Annotated in this window: 14 protein-coding genes; 4 read left to right on the forward strand and 10 right to left on the reverse strand. The window is 71.4% G+C overall.

Translation table 11 applies throughout. The annotated features are described in order from the left end of the window. Nucleotides 1-54 precede the first annotated feature (54 nt). Entirely contained in the window at nucleotides 55-981 is a 927-nt protein-coding gene (locus tag LCG91_RS10880; protein ID WP_224441381.1) for a hypothetical protein, read from the forward strand. Between the two features lie 156 nt (nucleotides 982-1,137). Here LCG91_RS10880 and rplL read toward each other — a convergent pair whose 3' ends face one another. From rplL to LCG91_RS10900, 4 genes are all read right to left on the reverse strand, one after another. Then, nucleotides 1,138-1,521: a 50S ribosomal protein L7/L12 gene (gene rplL, locus LCG91_RS10885; protein ID WP_058727461.1), complete on the reverse strand. Its 384-nt coding sequence runs from the start codon at nucleotides 1,519-1,521 to the stop codon at nucleotides 1,138-1,140. A 51-nt stretch (nucleotides 1,522-1,572) separates the two neighbouring features. Next, nucleotides 1,573-2,088, reverse strand: a complete 516-nt coding sequence (rplJ, locus tag LCG91_RS10890; RefSeq protein WP_058727460.1) for a 50S ribosomal protein L10 — start codon at nucleotides 2,086-2,088, stop codon at nucleotides 1,573-1,575. Between the two features lie 266 nt (nucleotides 2,089-2,354). Next, nucleotides 2,355-3,815 carry a sensor histidine kinase gene (locus LCG91_RS10895; protein WP_224441382.1) on the reverse strand — a complete coding sequence of 487 codons (1,461 nt, stop codon included), beginning with the start codon at nucleotides 3,813-3,815 and terminating at the stop codon, nucleotides 2,355-2,357. Then, nucleotides 3,812-4,552, reverse strand: coding sequence for a response regulator transcription factor (locus tag LCG91_RS10900; protein ID WP_224441383.1), 741 nt, complete (start codon nucleotides 4,550-4,552; stop codon nucleotides 3,812-3,814). Before LCG91_RS10900 ends, LCG91_RS10895 begins: the two co-directional genes overlap by 4 nt. 161 nt (nucleotides 4,553-4,713) lie before the next feature. Here LCG91_RS10900 and LCG91_RS10905 point away from each other — a divergent pair, with 161 nt between their 5' ends. Both LCG91_RS10905 and LCG91_RS10910 read left to right on the forward strand, forming a co-directional pair. After that, nucleotides 4,714-7,155, forward strand: coding sequence for a PIG-L family deacetylase (locus tag LCG91_RS10905; RefSeq protein WP_224441384.1), 2,442 nt, complete (start codon nucleotides 4,714-4,716; stop codon nucleotides 7,153-7,155). Nucleotides 7,156-7,183: 28 nt separating this feature from the next. Then, nucleotides 7,184-7,915, forward strand: coding sequence for a glycosyltransferase (locus LCG91_RS10910; RefSeq protein WP_224441385.1), 732 nt, complete (start codon nucleotides 7,184-7,186; stop codon nucleotides 7,913-7,915). Nucleotides 7,916-7,961: 46 nt separating this feature from the next. Here LCG91_RS10910 and LCG91_RS10915 read toward each other — a convergent pair whose 3' ends face one another. The 6 genes from LCG91_RS10915 to LCG91_RS10940 form a co-directional block, all read right to left on the reverse strand. Beyond that, complete coding sequence (locus tag LCG91_RS10915) at nucleotides 7,962-8,915, reverse strand: TolB family protein (protein ID WP_224441386.1); 954 nt, start codon at nucleotides 8,913-8,915, stop codon at nucleotides 7,962-7,964. A 146-nt stretch (nucleotides 8,916-9,061) separates the two neighbouring features. Then, nucleotides 9,062-9,901: a carbohydrate ABC transporter permease gene (locus LCG91_RS10920; protein ID WP_058727455.1), complete on the reverse strand. Its 840-nt coding sequence runs from the start codon at nucleotides 9,899-9,901 to the stop codon at nucleotides 9,062-9,064. Then, nucleotides 9,894-10,889 carry a carbohydrate ABC transporter permease gene (locus LCG91_RS10925; RefSeq protein WP_175415997.1) on the reverse strand — a complete coding sequence of 332 codons (996 nt, stop codon included), beginning with the start codon at nucleotides 10,887-10,889 and terminating at the stop codon, nucleotides 9,894-9,896. The genes LCG91_RS10920 and LCG91_RS10925 overlap by 8 nt, the downstream gene beginning before the upstream one ends. Before the next feature lie 173 nt (nucleotides 10,890-11,062). Further along, complete coding sequence (locus LCG91_RS10930) at nucleotides 11,063-12,364, reverse strand: extracellular solute-binding protein (RefSeq protein WP_058727454.1); 1,302 nt, start codon at nucleotides 12,362-12,364, stop codon at nucleotides 11,063-11,065. 126 nt (nucleotides 12,365-12,490) lie between these two features. Next, nucleotides 12,491-13,645, reverse strand: a complete 1,155-nt coding sequence (locus LCG91_RS10935; protein ID WP_058749874.1) for a Gfo/Idh/MocA family protein — start codon at nucleotides 13,643-13,645, stop codon at nucleotides 12,491-12,493. Beyond that, nucleotides 13,642-14,388, reverse strand: a complete 747-nt coding sequence (locus LCG91_RS10940) for a sugar phosphate isomerase/epimerase family protein (protein WP_058749873.1) — start codon at nucleotides 14,386-14,388, stop codon at nucleotides 13,642-13,644. Before LCG91_RS10940 ends, LCG91_RS10935 begins: the two co-directional genes overlap by 4 nt. Before the next feature lie 143 nt (nucleotides 14,389-14,531). Here LCG91_RS10940 and LCG91_RS10945 point away from each other — a divergent pair, with 143 nt between their 5' ends. Continuing rightward, entirely contained in the window at nucleotides 14,532-15,743 is a 1,212-nt protein-coding gene (locus LCG91_RS10945) for an ROK family transcriptional regulator (RefSeq protein WP_058727451.1), read from the forward strand. Nucleotides 15,744-15,784: the final 41 nt, after the last annotated feature.

Here is a 15,784-nt window from a genome sequence, read left to right on the forward strand (position 1 = left end):
ACAGGTCGGCGCCCGTCACCGCGCCGCGATGCGCTCGCGGCGAGCATCGTGCTCATGCACGAGCACAGGCGACTACCCACGATCCTCCGCGCGGCACACGGCGACCCCGCTCGAACCCGGGCGCTGCAGCGACATCACGCCGCCGGGCGCCTGGTACGACTGCTGCCCAGCGTGTTCGTGGCGATCGAGGACTGGGAACACCTCTCTCCCGCCGGACGGCACCTCGCACGAGCCCGGGCCGCAGCACCGACCCTGCGACCCGGCTCCGTGTTCTCCGACGTCACCGCGGCGTTGATCCACGGCTGGCCGTGGATCGGCCGCGTCGACGAACGCGTCCACGTCCTGGACCCCGCGGCCCCGGTGATCCAGCACCGCGTCGGTGTGATCCGACACCCCGGCACACCACGGCACGATCCGTCCGATGCCGCGTTCGACGGAGTCCCCGTGACGTCGCTGCTCGAGACGGCTGTCACGCTCATGACGACGGCGGAGCACCACGTCGCGGTCGCGGCAGTGGACGCCGCCGTCCGCTCGGATGACCTCCGGACCGAGCGACACCGGGCCGCCGTCCCCCTGCGACCCGCGCGTGGCTCGGCCCGAGCAGCCGCCGTGCTCCAGGCACTGGACCCGCTCCACGAGTCGGTCGGCGAGTCGTTCGCGTCGGCCCGGTTCGTGGAGCTCGGGCTCCCTGCGTGGACCAGCCAGGCGCAGTTCCGGCATCGTGACGGCTCCGTCGACCGGGTCGACTTCTGGTTCCCGTCACTCGGCGTCGTGATCGAGTTCGACGGCAGGCAGAAGTACGTCGACCCGTCGATGCTGCAGGGGCGTGATCCGGCCGACGTCCTCTGGGCCGAGAAGCGACGCGAGGACCGGATCCGAGCGCTTCCCGCGGTGCGATCGGTCATCCGGGTGACCTGGTGGCACCTCGTCGAGCCGGATCGGCTGCGAGCACTCTTCCGCGCTCACGGCGTGCTGGTGTGACGCCCGACGACTTCGCGCCCTGAGCGACACCTCACGGGCGCCGGTGGCCGTGAGGTGTCGCTGGGCGCGTGAAGTCCCAACGCACCGCGCACGCACCGCGCACGACGAAGGCCGCCGCCCCGAGGGGCAGCGGCCTTCGTGACCGAACGGTCGAGACTACGCGAGCTCGATCGTGGCGCCGGCGGCCTCGAGGGCCTCCTTCGCCTTGTCGGCCGTCTCCTTGTTGACACCCTCGAGGATCTTGGCGTCGGCGGTCTCGACGAGCGCCTTGGCCTCGCCCAGGCCGAGCGACGTGAGGCCACGGACCTCCTTGATGACCTGGATCTTCTTGTCACCGGCGGACTTGAGGACGACGTCGAACTCCGACTTCTCCTCGACCTCCTCGGCGGGGGCAGCAGCGCCACCGGCCGCGGCGACCGCGACGGGGGCAGCAGCGGTGACCTCGAAGACCTCCTCGAACTTCTTCACGAAGTCCGAGAGCTCGATGAGCGTGAGCTCCTTGAAGGCCTCGATGAGCTCGTCCTGCGAAAGCTTCGCCATGATTTTCTCCTACTACTAGCTAGTACGTGTGGTTGATGAACGCGTGCCTGATCAGGCCGCGGACTCCTGCTTCTCGCGGAGGGCGTCCACGGTGCGGACGGCCTGCGAGAGGGGTGCCTGGAACAGGTACGCAGCACCGAACAGCGAGGCCTTGAAGGCGCCGGCGAGCTTGCCGAGCAGCACTTCGCGGGACTCGAGGTCAGCGAGCTTGTCCACCTCGGTCGCGGTGAGCGGGTTACCGTCGAAGTAACCGCCCTTCACCACGAGCTGAGGGTTCGCCTTGGCGAATGCACGCAGCGACTTCGCGACGGCGACGGTGTCACCGTGGACGAAGGCGAGAGCGGACGGACCGGCGAGCTCGTCGTCGAACGACGTGATGCCGGAGTTGTTCGCCGCGATCTTGGTCAGCGTGTTCTTCACCACGGCGTACGTGGCGTGCTCACGGATCGAGTTGCGGAGCTCCTTGAGCTGCGCGACCGTGAGACCGCGGTACTCGGTGAGCAGAACGGCGTTCGAGCTCTGGAATGCTTCCGTGAGCTCGGCGACCGCAGCTTCCTTGTTCGCCATGGTTCTCCTTGGGGTTCTTGCCGGCTAGCCCCTGGTCGCCACACGAAAAAAGCTCCGGCGCAGAGGCTCGGAGCTGCTCCCCCGCGAACGGGAGGAGTTGTTCTGAACACCTGCGCTGGCTACCCCACGAGTGAGGACCTTCGGTCTGTGCGCGAGCGCACAGACGACCGGCGGTCTTTGGCTTCGAAGAAGGTACCACAGGATCCGACGGTGACCAAACGCCGGTCTGGAGGCGCGGTGCGGGCCCGCCCCGCGCCTCCAGACCTTCAGACGGTCACCTCGTCACCCGAGGCGGCCCGCGCACCCGCGTCAGCCGGTCGGGTGGCCGGCAGGTGCACCGTGAACACCGTGTCACCGGGCACGCTCGCGACCGCGACCCGGCCGCCGTGCGCCTGCACGACCGCATCGACGATCGCCAGCCCGAGCCCCGTCGATCCGGCGCTCCTGGACCGCGAGCTGTCCGCCCGCGCGAAGCGTTCGAACAGCTTCGGGAGGAACTCCGGGTCGATCCCCTGCCCGTCGTCCCGGACGGTCAGGTCGACGCCGTCCGGGACGGGGGCGAGGCCCACCGTGATGCGGGTGCCCTCCGGGGTGTGCGTCCGCGCGTTCGTGACCAGGTTGACCACCACCTGGTGCAGGCGGGCGGCGTCGCCGGGGACGACGACCGGTTCCTCGGGCACGTCCACCGCGATGACGTGGTCGGGCGACGCAGCGTGGGCGTCGTTCACCGCGTCGAGCACGAGGCCGGTCAGGTCCACGTCGGCGAACTGCACCTCGCGCCCCTCGTCGAGCCGGGCGAGCAGCAGCAGGTCCTCGACCATGCTCGTCATCCGGAGCGACTCCGACTCGATGCGGCTCATCGCGTAGACGACGTCCTGCGGCAGGTCCGCACCCATCCGCCGGGTGAGCTCGGCGTACCCGCGGACCGACGCGAGGGGTGTGCGGAGCTCGTGCGAGGCGTCGGCGACGAACTGTCGGACCTTCTGCTCCGAGCGCTCCCGGGCCTGCATGGCGTTCCCGATGTGCCCGAGCATGCGGTTGAAGGCGGTGCCGACCCGACCGACCTCGGTCCGTGGGTCGGTGTCGGGCACACGGACGCCGTCGAGGGCGTCGCTGCGCTCCAGGGGCATCCGCGCGACGGACGACGCGGTCTCGGCGACCCGCTCGAGGGGGCGGAGCGACCGACGGACCACTACGGCGGCGACCCCGGTGGCGGCGAGCAGGGCGAGCGCGGTGACCACGAGCACCACGCCGAACAGCTTCCAGACGCTCTCGTAGACCGGTGCCATCGGCAGGCCGACCACCAGGACGGCAGAGCCGAGCGACACGGCGGTGACCCGGTACCGGCCGAGGTCGGTGCCGAGGTCGACCGTGTGCGCTGCACCGTCGACGGTGACGCCGTAGAGCGCGCGGGCGGCCGACGGCGCGACCTGGTCGATGTCACCGTTCTCGTCCAGCACGCTGCCGACGGCCACGTTGCCGTCCAGGAAGTACACGGTGAGCGTGCCTGCCGCCTGACCGCTCGGACGCCCGATCTCGGGTCCCGGCCCGTTCGTCCCCTGTCGCTCGACCGACCGCTGCGCGCGGTTCGTGGCACCCGACAGCTGCTCGTCGATGGCCGACCGCTGGATCGAGAACAGCGCGACGATGCTGCCCGCCCCGATCACCGTGCTGAGCGCGACGACGATGGCGACGATGCTCAGGACGAGGCGCCGACGGAGGGTCACGACGTCGGCTTGATGACGTACCCGACGCCGCGCACCGTGTGGATCATCGGGGTCTCACCGGCGTCGATCTTCTTCCGCAGGTAGGAGATGTAGATCTCGACGACGCTGGACTTGCCGCCGAAGTCGTACGACCAGACCCGGTCGAGGATCTGCGCCTTCGAGAGCACCCGGCGGGGGTTGCGCATGAGGAAGCGGAGCAGCTCGAACTCGGTCGCGGTGAGCTCGATCGGCCGACCGGCGCGGGCCACCTCGTACGACTCCTCGTCCAGCACCAGGTCCCCGACGACGATGCGGGAGTCGCCGGCCTCGGACACCGAGATCTGCGACCGGCGGATCAGCCCGCGGAGCCTGGCCACCACCTCCTCCAGCGAGAACGGCTTCGTGACGTAGTCGTCGCCGCCCGCGGTCAGGCCCGTGACGCGGTCCTCGACGGAGTCCTTCGCGGTGAGGAAGAGCACCGGGGTGTCGTCGTTGTTCTGCCGCAGGCGACCGAGGACCTGCAGGCCGTCGAGGTCGGGCATCATCACGTCGAGCACCATCGCGTCGGGCTTCCACTCGCGTGCCGTCGACAGGGCCTCCTGCCCGCCGTTCGCGCTCTTCACGTCCCAGCCCTCGTAGCGGAGCGCCATCGAGAGCAGGTCGGTGAGGCTGGCCTCGTCGTCCACGACGAGGATGCGCAACGGCGAACCGTCGGCGCGAGTGAGGCGGGGGGCTGCGGCGGTCTGGGAGATGGTCACGTCATCGAGGATCGGTGCGGTTCCTATGAGCCGTCTGTGGAGCCCCCCCTCCCCGCTCTGTGGATCGCCCGACGGACCGCTGCGCCGCTCGGCTGCTCGCACGAGCCGCTCGACGCGGTCCCCGGACGGCCGCACGGCACCGCCGCCGTACGCTCGGCCGCATGCTGCGATCCCCGGCCTGGCCCGAGTCCGCCCGGCAGGTCGACACCGCGCTCGTCGAGGCGTCGGCCGGGAGGACCGGCTCCTCCCCGGCGGATCGTCTCGCCGTCGCGCAGGTGCTCGCCGACACCACCCCGCTGCTGGCCGCGGGGACGGCCGGCCCGGTGTTCGCCACCCTGGCCGCGGTCGCCGCCGCCGACGTCGCGCTCGCCCGCACCGTCGAGCCGCACCTCGACGCCCTCGGCATCCTCGCGCAGGCGGGCGAGTCCGTCCCGTCCGGGTCGGCCTGGGGCGTCTTCGCGGCCGAGGCCCCGGGGCTCCGGGTCACCGCGACGCCGTCGGACGGCAGCGGCGCGGATCCCGGTACCGTCACGCCCGACGGTGCCGTCACGCCCGCCGGCACCGTCGCGGTCGGCCGCGCCGTCGCGGCCGGCGGCGCCGTCGCGGTCGTTGGCGCCGTCAGGCTCGACGGGACGAAGCCCTGGTGCTCGCTCGCGTCCTCGCTCACCCACGCCCTGGTGACGGCACACCTCGGCGAGCAGCGCCAGCTCGTCGCGGTCGACCTCCGCCAGCCCGGGGTGACCGTGCACGACGAGGCCTGGGTCGCCCGCGGGATGCCCGACGTCCCGAGCGGCCCCGTCGACCTCGACGGCGTCGTCGGCACCGCGGTCGGCGCTCCCGGTTGGTACCTGACCCGTCCGGGGTTCGCGTGGGGCGGCATCGGCGTCGCCGCGTGCTGGTGGGGCGGCGCGTCCCGGCTCGGAGCTGCTGCAGGCCGCACTCGGCGCCACCGTCACCGACCTCGCCGACGCCGAGGACGCGCTCGCCACCGCCGCGGCCCGGATCGACGCAGCCGGACCGGACGACGACACCGACTGGTCGTTCGTGGCGCAGGTCACGCGGTCGCGGGTGCGCCGCGCGGTCGACGCGGTGTCGCAGCGCGTCGTCGCGACGCTCGGCCCGGCCCCGCTGACGAGCGACGCCGCGGTCGCGGCCCGCGTCGCCGACCTCGGGCTGTACGTGCTGCAGGACCACGGGGAGCGGGACCTCGCCAGGGTCGGGCGGATCGTCACCGAGCGCGGCGGTGTCGCGTGGTGAGCTTCGACCACCGTGAGCCCGGCACCGACCCGGCAGCGTGGACGGCGTTCCTCCGCTCGGTGCCGGCGGCCCCGGTCGGCCTCCGGGGCGTGGGCGCCGTGGTCGTCGTCGCGCCGCACCCGGACGACGAGACCCTCGGCGCCGGCGGGCTCATCGCGACCGCCGGCGACGCGGGCATCCCCGTGCACGTGCTCCTCGTCACCCGGGGCGAGCGCTCCCACCCCGACTCCCCCACCACGACGCCGGCCGAGCTGGCCCCGCGCCGGTCGGCCGAGTTCCGGGCCGCGCTGCGGGTGCTGCACCCGACCGCCGGCGCCACCGAGCTCGACGTCCCCGACGGCGCGGTGCGCGAGCACGCCGACGTGCTGCGCGCCGCACTCGAGCACCGGCTCGCCGGGGCACCGCGTCCGACCCTCGTCGTCGCGCCGTGGCGCGGGGACGGGCACCGTGACCACCGGGTCGCCGGCGAGGTCGCGGAGCAGGTGGTCGCCGCGATGCCGGGCACCGAACTGCTCGCCTACCCGGTGTGGGCCTGGCACTGGGACGAACCCGCTGCCCGCACCATGCCGTGGGACCGCGCCCGCGCACTCGTCCTCGACCCCGATGTCCGTGACCGGAAGGCTCGGGCGCTGGCCGCGTACCCGTCGCAGACGCTGCCGCTGTCGGACGCGTCGGGTGACGAGGCCATCGTCGACGCCCGCCACGCCGAACACCACCTGCGCGCCGAGGAGTGGCTGTTCGCGCCGCTGCGCTCGCGCTCCCGGGAGTCCTTCGACGCGCACTACGCCCGGAAGCCCGAGGGGTGGGACTTCGAGGGCTCGTGGTACGAGCAGCGGAAGCGTGCCGTCACCCTGGCCGCACTGCCCCGCCCGCGCTTCCGGTCGGCGCTCGAGCTCGGCTGCGCCACCGGGGTGCTCACCGCCGCGCTGACCGAGTTGGCGGACGCGGTGCTCGGCACGGACATCGCGGTCGCTGCGGTCGAGCGTGCGCGCCGCCGGGCTCCGGCCGCGCGCTTCGAGACGGCCGCGTTCCCTGCGGAGTGGCCGGACGGGCGGTGGGACCTCGTCGTCCTGTCCGAGGTCGGCTACTACCTGTCGCCCGACGACCTCGACCGCACCGTGGACCGGGTGCTCGGGTCGCTCGACGACGACGGCGTGCTCGTCGCCTGCCACTGGCGGCACCCCGACGACGACGCGGTGACCGACGGTGACACGGTGGACACCCGGCTCGCCGCCCGGTGGCCGCGGCCCGCGCTCGCGCGGCACGTCGAGGAGGACTTCGTGCTCAGCGTGCTGCCCGGCTCGGCCGTCACCTCGGTCGCCCGTGCCGAGGGGCTCGTCCGGTGAGCGCCGCCCGTGCCGAGGGGCTCGTCCGGTGAGCGCCGCCCGCGTCGACGTGGTCGTCCCCGTGCACGACGAGGAGGGCACGATGCGCGCCGCCCTCGACGCGCTGGCCGCGGCGGTCACGACCCTGCGCACCGCGCACCCGTCGGTCCGGTCCGGCGTCACGCTCGTCCTCGACGGCTGCACCGACGGCACGGCCGGCATCGTCGAGGCAACCCGGCAGACGGACCCGGTCTGGCGGACGGGACGCCTCCGCGTCCAGACCTCGTCGCGCGTCGGCGTGGGCCGTGCCCGGGCGATCGGCACCGCGCACGCCCGGGCGCTGCCCCGCACGGCCGCGCCGGACCGGCACTGGTTCGCCCACACGGACGCCGACTCCCGGGTCCACCCGGACTGGCTCGTCCAGCAGGTGGACGCGCTGCTCGCCGGGGCGCACCTGCTCGTCGGTGCGGTGGTCCCCGACCCGGACGACCTCGACCCCGCCGTGCTCGACCGCTGGCGGGCGGCGCACCCGCCGGGAGCCACGCTCGGGCACGTGCACGGCGCGAACCTCGGCGTGCGCGCGGACGCCGACATCGCACTCGGCGGGTTCGACCCCGTCCCGGAGCACGAGGACGTCCGACTGGTGGAACGGGCGCGGGCGCTCGGGCTCGACGTCCGGGCGACGACCGAGCTGCCGGTGGTCACGAGCGGCCGCTTCGCCGGACGGACCCCCGGCGGCTACGCCGAGCACCTGCGCCGCACGTACGGCGACGCCGGCTGACCCGCGTCGTCCCGGACCTCGACGTGTGCCCCCCGACCGGACCGGCTCAGGCCATGGGGTAGTCGCAGTACGCGAACCAGCGCGAGTCCGGCGACCACGGCGGCACGTTGACCGTCCCCTGGCCGCCGTCGAGCACAACCAGGGTCTCGGGCAGGACGGCGATCCGTGCACCCCGTGCCAGGGCCCCTGGCAGCAGCCGGAGCTCGACCCGGTGGTCGGCGGGGTGGCCCTGCACGCCGGGCTCGTACGACAGGTAGAGCAGGTGCGCGCCGTCCGGGGACAGGTGCGGGAACCAGTCGACCCGGTCTTCGACGGCGATCCGGACCGGGTCCCCCGTACCACCGTCGCCGTCGAGCCGGAGCGCTGCGAGCTGCGCGGTGCCCGGGGTGAAGCGCTCGGTGTTGAACAGGAGTGTCGAGCCGTCCGGGGTGATCGCGCAGCCGTCGTCCGGGTGCTCGTCCCGGGTCAGGAACGTCGTGGCTCCGGACACCGGGTCGACGAGGGCGACGTCGGTCGTCCAGACGCCCTCCGGCGTCCGCTCCCCCACGATCGCCGCGAGCGCCGACCCGTCCGGCGCGATGCCGTGCAGGTAGTACTTCCGCACGACCGGCAGCGCCGCCGGCGTGTCGGTGATGCGCGATGAGGAGCCGCCCTCGGGCAGCGGCACGCGGTACAGCTCGCCGTCCCGGGCGCTCACCACGACGGACTCTCCCGACGGGTCGAGCACGTGGTCGTTGTTGATCTCGTCGACCCCGGGCATCGGCACCGGCACGAGCGCGGTCTCGTCGAGCACGCGGTCGTCGCCGGGCTCCGGGAGCGGCAGCAGCCAGAGGTCACCGTCGCCGTTCAGCACGAGCGTGCGGTCGTCGAGGACGTTCGGCGCCTCGACGAGCACCGTGTCCGACTCGAACACGAGCCGCCTCGTCCGCGAGGCCACGTCGTACACGTGCACCCGACTGGTCTGTCCCGGCAGCAGCTGCCGACCGCGTGTCCCGGTCATCCGTCCATCCTGTCTCATGCGCGAAAGCGACAGATCTCCGGCAACCGTTGCCGCAGATCTGTCGCTTTCGCGGAACTGCTCGAGCGGGAACTGCTCGAGCGGGAAGTGCCGAGCGGGAACCGTCCGAGCGAGCGAGAGCGCTCCGCCTACTTCACCGCGCCCGCGGTCAGGCCGGCCACGAACTGGCGCTGCACGATGAGGAACGCCACCACGACCGGGATCGACACGACGAGCGACGCCGCCATGATCTGGTTCCAGTACACGTTCGTCTGCGTGGAGTACTGCTGCAGACCGTTCGCGAGCAGCTGCCCGTCGCCGTTCGTCATCACCGAGGCGAAGAGGACCTCGCCCCACGCGGTCATGAACGAGTAGATGCCGACCGCGACCAGACCGGGACGGGCCGACGGCAGGATCACCCGGAACAGCGCACCCATCGGACCGGAGCCGTCGACCATCGCGGCCTCGTCGAGCTCCCGCGGGATCGTCTCGAAGTAGCCCGAGAGCATCCAGATCGAGAACGGCAGCGTGAACGTCAGGTAGGTGATGATGAGGCCGAGCCACGACCCGACGAGCTGGATGCCGAGCGCGTTGCCGAGGTTCGTGAAGATGAGGAACAGCGGCAGCAGGAACAGCACACCCGGGAACATCTGGGTGGAGAGCACCGCGGTGGTGAAGGTGCTCTTGCCCCGGAAGTTCCACCGCGAGACACCGTAGGCCGCGAACGTCGCGATGATCAGCGAGAACAGCGTCGCGATCGTGCAGACCACGAGCGAGTTCACGAAGTACTTCGCGAGCGGCACCGTGGACCACATGTCGATGAACGGCTGGAAGGTGATGGTGGTCGGGATCCACGTGAAGTTGTTCTGCACGTCACCGAGCGGCTTCATCGCGGTGGTGATCATCACGTAGAGCGGCACGACCGTGAACAGCGTCAGCAGGACGATCGTGACGACCTTGAAGGACTTGGCGCCCATTGTTTCACGCACGGACGGACCTCCGGTTGGTCACGGCCAGGTAGATGCCCGTGACGATGAGCAGGAAGAGCAGGAGCAGGACGCTCATCGCGGCGCCGGAGCCGAAGTTCCAGGTGATGAACGACGCGTTGTAGATGTGGAAGCTGAGCAGGTCGGCGGCCGGCGGCTGCGCGGTCGAGCCGAACAGCACGTAGGGCGTGTTGAAGTCGTTGAACGTCCAGAGGAACATCACGAGCACGAGCGTCACGTTCACCGGTCGGACCATCGGCAGCGTGATCGAGCGCCACTGGCGGAAGGGCTTCGCGCCGTCCACCGACGCGGCTTCGTACACGTCGTTCGGGACGGACTGCAGCCCGGCCATGAGCATGAGGAACGCGAAGGGCCAGGTCTTCCAGATCGCGACGACCACGACGGACACGAACGCGTTCGAGCCGATCAGCCAGAACGGCCCCTGCCCGCCGAACAGCCCGAGCTGGTCGACGAGGACGTGGTTCACGGCACCCGAGTCCCGCTGGAACATGAACTTCCAGGTGATGATGCCGGCGTACATCGGCAGCGCGTAGGGCACGAGGAACAGCGTGCGGAAGAGCCCGCGTCCCTTGAACGGCTTCTGCAGTGCGACCGCCGCGGCCATGCCGAAGGTCCACGCCAGGGCGACGACGATGATCGTGTAGCCGCAGGTGATGAGGAAGGAGTTGAGGACGCCCTTGCCGATGGCCTGGTCGAAGTCGATGGCGACCGAGTAGTTGCGCAGCCCGGCGAAGGGCGCGGCACCCCAGTTCGCGATGAAGTACTTGGTGAGCTGGACGAACGAGATCCAGATGCCGGTGAGCATCGGCACGATGTGGATCAGCAGCTCGAACAGGACGGCGGGTGCGACGAGCGCGTACGGCAGCCAGTGGCGCTTCGGCTTCCGACCCGGCTGCGGCCCCGACAGGGTCGGGGCCTTCGTACGGGTCAGGTCGATGCGCTCGGAGTCGGGCAGGACCGAGGTGGTCATGGGTGGTGGCCTTCCGGCGATGACGGGATCGGGTGCGTCGTCCGCCGGGCCGTGGCAGCGGCCTGGAGGATCGACCAGCGTGAGCCGATCGGCTCACCCCCGGCGCGGGGCCGGGTGTGGAGGGGCGAGGCCCGGGGCGCGTCCTGCGGACGCACCCCGGGCCTCCCGGCCGATTAACCGACCGACTGCGAGACCTGGTCCTGCGCGGTCTGCAGGGCCGTCTTGATGTCGCTGTCCGACACCGTGCCGCCGGTGGCGATCTTGGCGAACATGTCGTTCATCGCCTTGCCGACCGTCGACTCGAACTGGTCCTCGGCGGGCACCAGCGGGAGCGGCTTCGCCTTGTTGTTGTAGATGTCGAGGAACGTCTTCGTCTGCTCGTCGGTGACCGAGTCGGCAGCGGAGGCGAGCACCGGCAGGGCCGAGTACGGCTTGTCGAGCGTGCTCTGCGTCGACTCGCTCGTCATGAACTTCACGAACTCGAGCGCGCCGTCCTTGTTCTTCGTGTTCTTGAAGATCGACAGGTTGATGCCGGCCGGGAAGGACGCGATGTCCTCCGCGCCCTCGGGTGCCGGGAAGGGCACCACGCCGAACTGGTCAGCGGACATGCCGTTGGACGTGATGGTGGCGTTCGCGTTGTTCTGCGTCAGCATCATCGCGGCCTTCTTGTTCGCGAAGTCCGACACCGCCTGCGTGCCGTTGTCGTACTGAGCGTTCGAGGTGTTGACGACCTTGTCCGACTGCATCAGGTCGAGGTAGCGCTTGATGCCGTCGACGTTCGCCTTCTCGGTGAAGGTCGGCTTGCCGTCCTTGTCGAACCACTCGCCACCGTTCTGCGCCGAGTTGATGAACGCGAAGTGGGCGTTCTCGGTGTAGGACCCACCGGCGATGGTGAAGCCGTACTGGTCGCCCGTGGTGAGCTTCTTGGCGTCCGCCGTCAGCTCCTCCCACGTGGTGGGTGCCTGCAGGCCGGCGTCCTGGAACATCTGCTTGTTGTAGTACAGGCCGTAGGCGAGACCGTAGAGCGGGACGCTCGTGACGGTCTTGCCGGGGGCACCGCCGGTGGAGAGCGCGACCTTGCCGAACTTGTCGGCACCGCCGATCGCCTTCATCTCCGAGTCGCCGAACTCCTGGAAGGCGCCGGTGGCCTGGAGCGAGGTCGCCCAGGTGTTGCCGATGTTCACCACGTCCGGGCCCTGACCCGAGGTGACGGCAGTGGTGATCTTCGTCTGCAGGTCGTTCCAACCGATGACCTGGAGGTTCACCTTGATCCCGGTCTCCTTGGTGAACTTCTCGAGGACGGGGGTGAGCACCTCCTTGTCGTTCTGCAGGGACGTGCCCTGGTTGGACGCCCAGTAGGTGAGCGTCTTCGAGTCGCCGGACGAACCGGACGATCCCGAGGAGCAGGCTGCGAGGCCGGTCACGGTGAGTGCCGCGGCCGCGGTGATGGCCAGTGCGCGGATGGCAGTGCGCATGACTCTCTACTTTCTCGTCGTTGAGGTGGTGCAGGAGGTGGTGCGGTGGTGCTGGTCGTGCTGTCGGGTGCTGCTGTGTGGTGCGGTGTCCCGGCCCCGGTCGACGTCGACCGGGGACGCCGTCCGTCAGGACAGGGTGGACGCCGCGGGGTCCCAGCCCTCGGGGAGGGTCGGGGAGGGTTCGACGGTGCTCTCCACGAGCACGGTCTCACCACGTTCGGCTGCCTCGGCGATGGAGACCATCACGTCGAGGACGTGGAAGGCGAGGGCGCCGGGGACCCGGTTCTCCTCGCCGGCGCGGAGCGAACGGGCCAGGTCGACCACGCCGGTGCCGCGCGAGTACGTCGAACCGACCGCGGGGATCGTCTCGGCCTCTTCGGCACCGTGCGCGTACAGCTCGGTGTCGCCGTCGAACTCGTTCGGGTCCGGGAACACGACCGTGCCGGTCTCCCCCGCGATCTCGACGAAGCCGGTGCGACCGCGGTCCGACTCGAACGAGAACACGCTCTGCGCGCTCCCGCCGTGCTCGAACTGGATGAGCGCGGAGTGGTTCGTCGGGACCTCGACGGGGAACTCGGTGCCCGCCTTCGGGCCGGAGCCGATCGTCCGCGTGGCACGGGCCTTCGACGCGGTGGCGGTGACCTTCGCGACGGGACCGAACGCCTGCACCAGGGTGGTGATGTAGTACGGGCCGATGTCGAACAGCGGTCCGGCTCCGTGTGCGAAGAGGAACTCCGGGCTCGGGTGCCACGACTCCGGGCCGGGGCTCTGGAAGAGCGTCAGGCCGTTGAGCGGGGTGCCGATCCGGCCCTCGCGGACGACGCGGAGCGCGGTCTGGAGCCCTGCGCCGAGGAACGTGTCCGGCGCCACGCTGACGGTCTTGCCCGCGGCACGTGCCGCGTCGCGGAGCTCGGCGGCACTGGCGCGGTCGAGGGCGTAGGGCTTCTCCCCCCAGACGTGCTTGCCGGCGGCGAGGACCTGCAGGGCGACCTCGACGTGCGCGGCGGGGATCGTCAGGTTGACGACGATCTCGATGTCGTCGTCGGCGAGGAGCTGCTCGACCGAGCCGGACCCGGCGACGCCCCACTTCTCGGCCTGGGCGGCGGCACGGGGCTCGTCGATGTCGGCGATGAAGCGGACCTCGACGTCGGGGAACACCGTGAGGTTCGACAGGTACTGGTCCGAGATGACGCCCGCACCGATGACGCCGACACCGACCGGTCCGGTGCGGCGGGCGCCGTCGACGGCGGGAGACGCGGTGGCTGCGGTCGTGTCGGTCATGCCCGGGCCCCCTCGAGGAACGTGTAGGAGTCGGCCACGGCCTGGAACACGTCGCCCTCGTGGTCGTCGAGCTCGACGACGTGCAGGGCGTCGGGCGCCGCGGCGACGATGTCGCGGATCGGCATGACGCCGTTCCCCACGGCGACCTGCTGCTTGTCGTCGTGCGACCCGTCGCCGTCCTTGACGTGCAGGAACTGCACCTTGTCGCCGAGGCGCTGCAGCACGGCCACCGGGTCGTCACCGCCGACCTTCGCCCAGTAGGTGTCGAGCTCGAGCACGACGTCGTCGGACAGCGCGTCCGCGAAGACCTCGTAGGCGCTCACGCCGTCGATGCGGTTCGAGAACTCGAACGCGTGGTTGTGGTACCCGAGCACGAGCCCGTGGTCTGCGGCGCGGGGAGCCAGTGCGCTGAGCTCGCGGGCGATCGCCTCGACGTCCTCGCGGGTCGTCCACCGCGCCTCGTCGATGTGCGGGTCGATCAGGGTGCCGAGACCGACCGTCACGCTGGCATGGAAGATGCGCTCGAGGTCCTGCTCCCCGGCGTCCAGCAGGCGGGCGTGACCGCTCGGGACCTGCAGGCCGGCGGCGGCGAGGGCGTCGCGCAGTTCCTCGGCACGGTCGACGAACCCGAAGGCCTCGACGTTCGTGTAGCCGATGGACGCGATGCGCCGCAGCGTGCCCGGCAGGTCCGCCGAGAGGGCGTCCCGCACCGTGTAGAGCTGGACCGACAGGGGTTGTGTCACCAGGGGTTCTCCTCGTCGAGATGGTGGATCGTCAGTGATCGAGCGTCACACTATGACCGCTTCTGTCGGCGGTCAAGCAAAAGTTGTGTCTCCGTCGACAGTCTTCGTTGCGTGGCGCGTTCGATGTGTGCTTCACTCCCGACATGGTCGACTTCACCCGGACGGCAGCGTCGCCTCCGGTCGGAGCGAGCGAGCTCTTCCAGATCCTCCGCGACGGTGTGCCGCGGACCCGGGCGGAGCTCGCCGCCCTGACGGGACTGGCACGCTCGACGATCGCCGTGCGCCTGGACGCCCTCGTCGACGTGGGGCTCGTGGGTCCCGTCGAGACCGCGGCGTCGACCGGCGGCCGCCCTCCGGCCCAGGTCGCCCTCGTCCCCCGCGCCCGACTCGTCGTCGCCGCGGACCTCGGCGCCTCGCACGGACGTGTCGCCGTCACCGACCTCGTCGGTGCACCGCTCGCGACACGGGAGGCCGCGATCGACATCGCCGCCGGCCCGGTCCCCACGCTCACCTGGCTGGTCGAGACCGTCGACGCACTGCTCGACGAGGTCGGCCGCGCCCGCGACGACGTCGTCGCGATGGGCATCGGCGTGCCCGGTCCCGTCGAGTTCTCCACCGGGCGGCCGGCGAACCCGCCGATCATGCCGGGGTGGGACGGCTTCGACGTCCCCGGGTGGCTGCGGGGTCACCTGTCCGCGCACGTCCTGCTCGACAACGACGTCAACATCGCCGCGCTCGGCGAACGGGCGCACGGCTGGCCGGACGTCGACCACCTGCTCTTCGTGAAGGTGGCGACCGGCATCGGGTCGGGCATCGTCTCCGACGGCCAGCTCCGCCGCGGCGCGCAGGGAACCGCGGGCGACATCGGTCACGTGCGGGTGTCGCGCGCCGGCGACGTCCCGTGCCACTGCGGCAACACCGGCTGCCTCGAGGCGGTCGCCTCCGGTCCCGCCATCGCGCGCGCGCTGCGGGCGAAGGGCCACGACGTGCACACCAGCGGTGACGTCATCGCACTGGTCGAGCGCTCCGAACTCGACGCGATCGGCGCCGTCCGCCAGGCCGGCCGGGACATCGGCGAAGTGCTCGCCACGTGCGTCTCCCTCGTCAACCCGTCGGTGATCGCGCTCGGCGGCTCGATCACACGCGCCGGGGAGCACCTGCTCGCCGGCGTCCGCGAGGTCGTCTACGCCCGCTCGATGCCGCTCGCCACCGAGCACCTCGTGATCGCGCAGTCCCGCGCCGGCTCGGTCGCCGCACTGCAGGGCGCGGCCGCGCTGGCCATCGGCTACGCGCTCTCCCCCGCCGGTGTCGACGAACTCGTCGCCCCCGCGGAGGGACGAGCGCTCGTCTCCTGAGGGCGGACGCCGCGCGCGTCGGTTCGCGCCGTGTCGGCCCG

Source organism: Curtobacterium sp. TXMA1 (assembly GCF_020162095.1).
Classification (GTDB): domain Bacteria; phylum Actinomycetota; class Actinomycetes; order Actinomycetales; family Microbacteriaceae; genus Curtobacterium.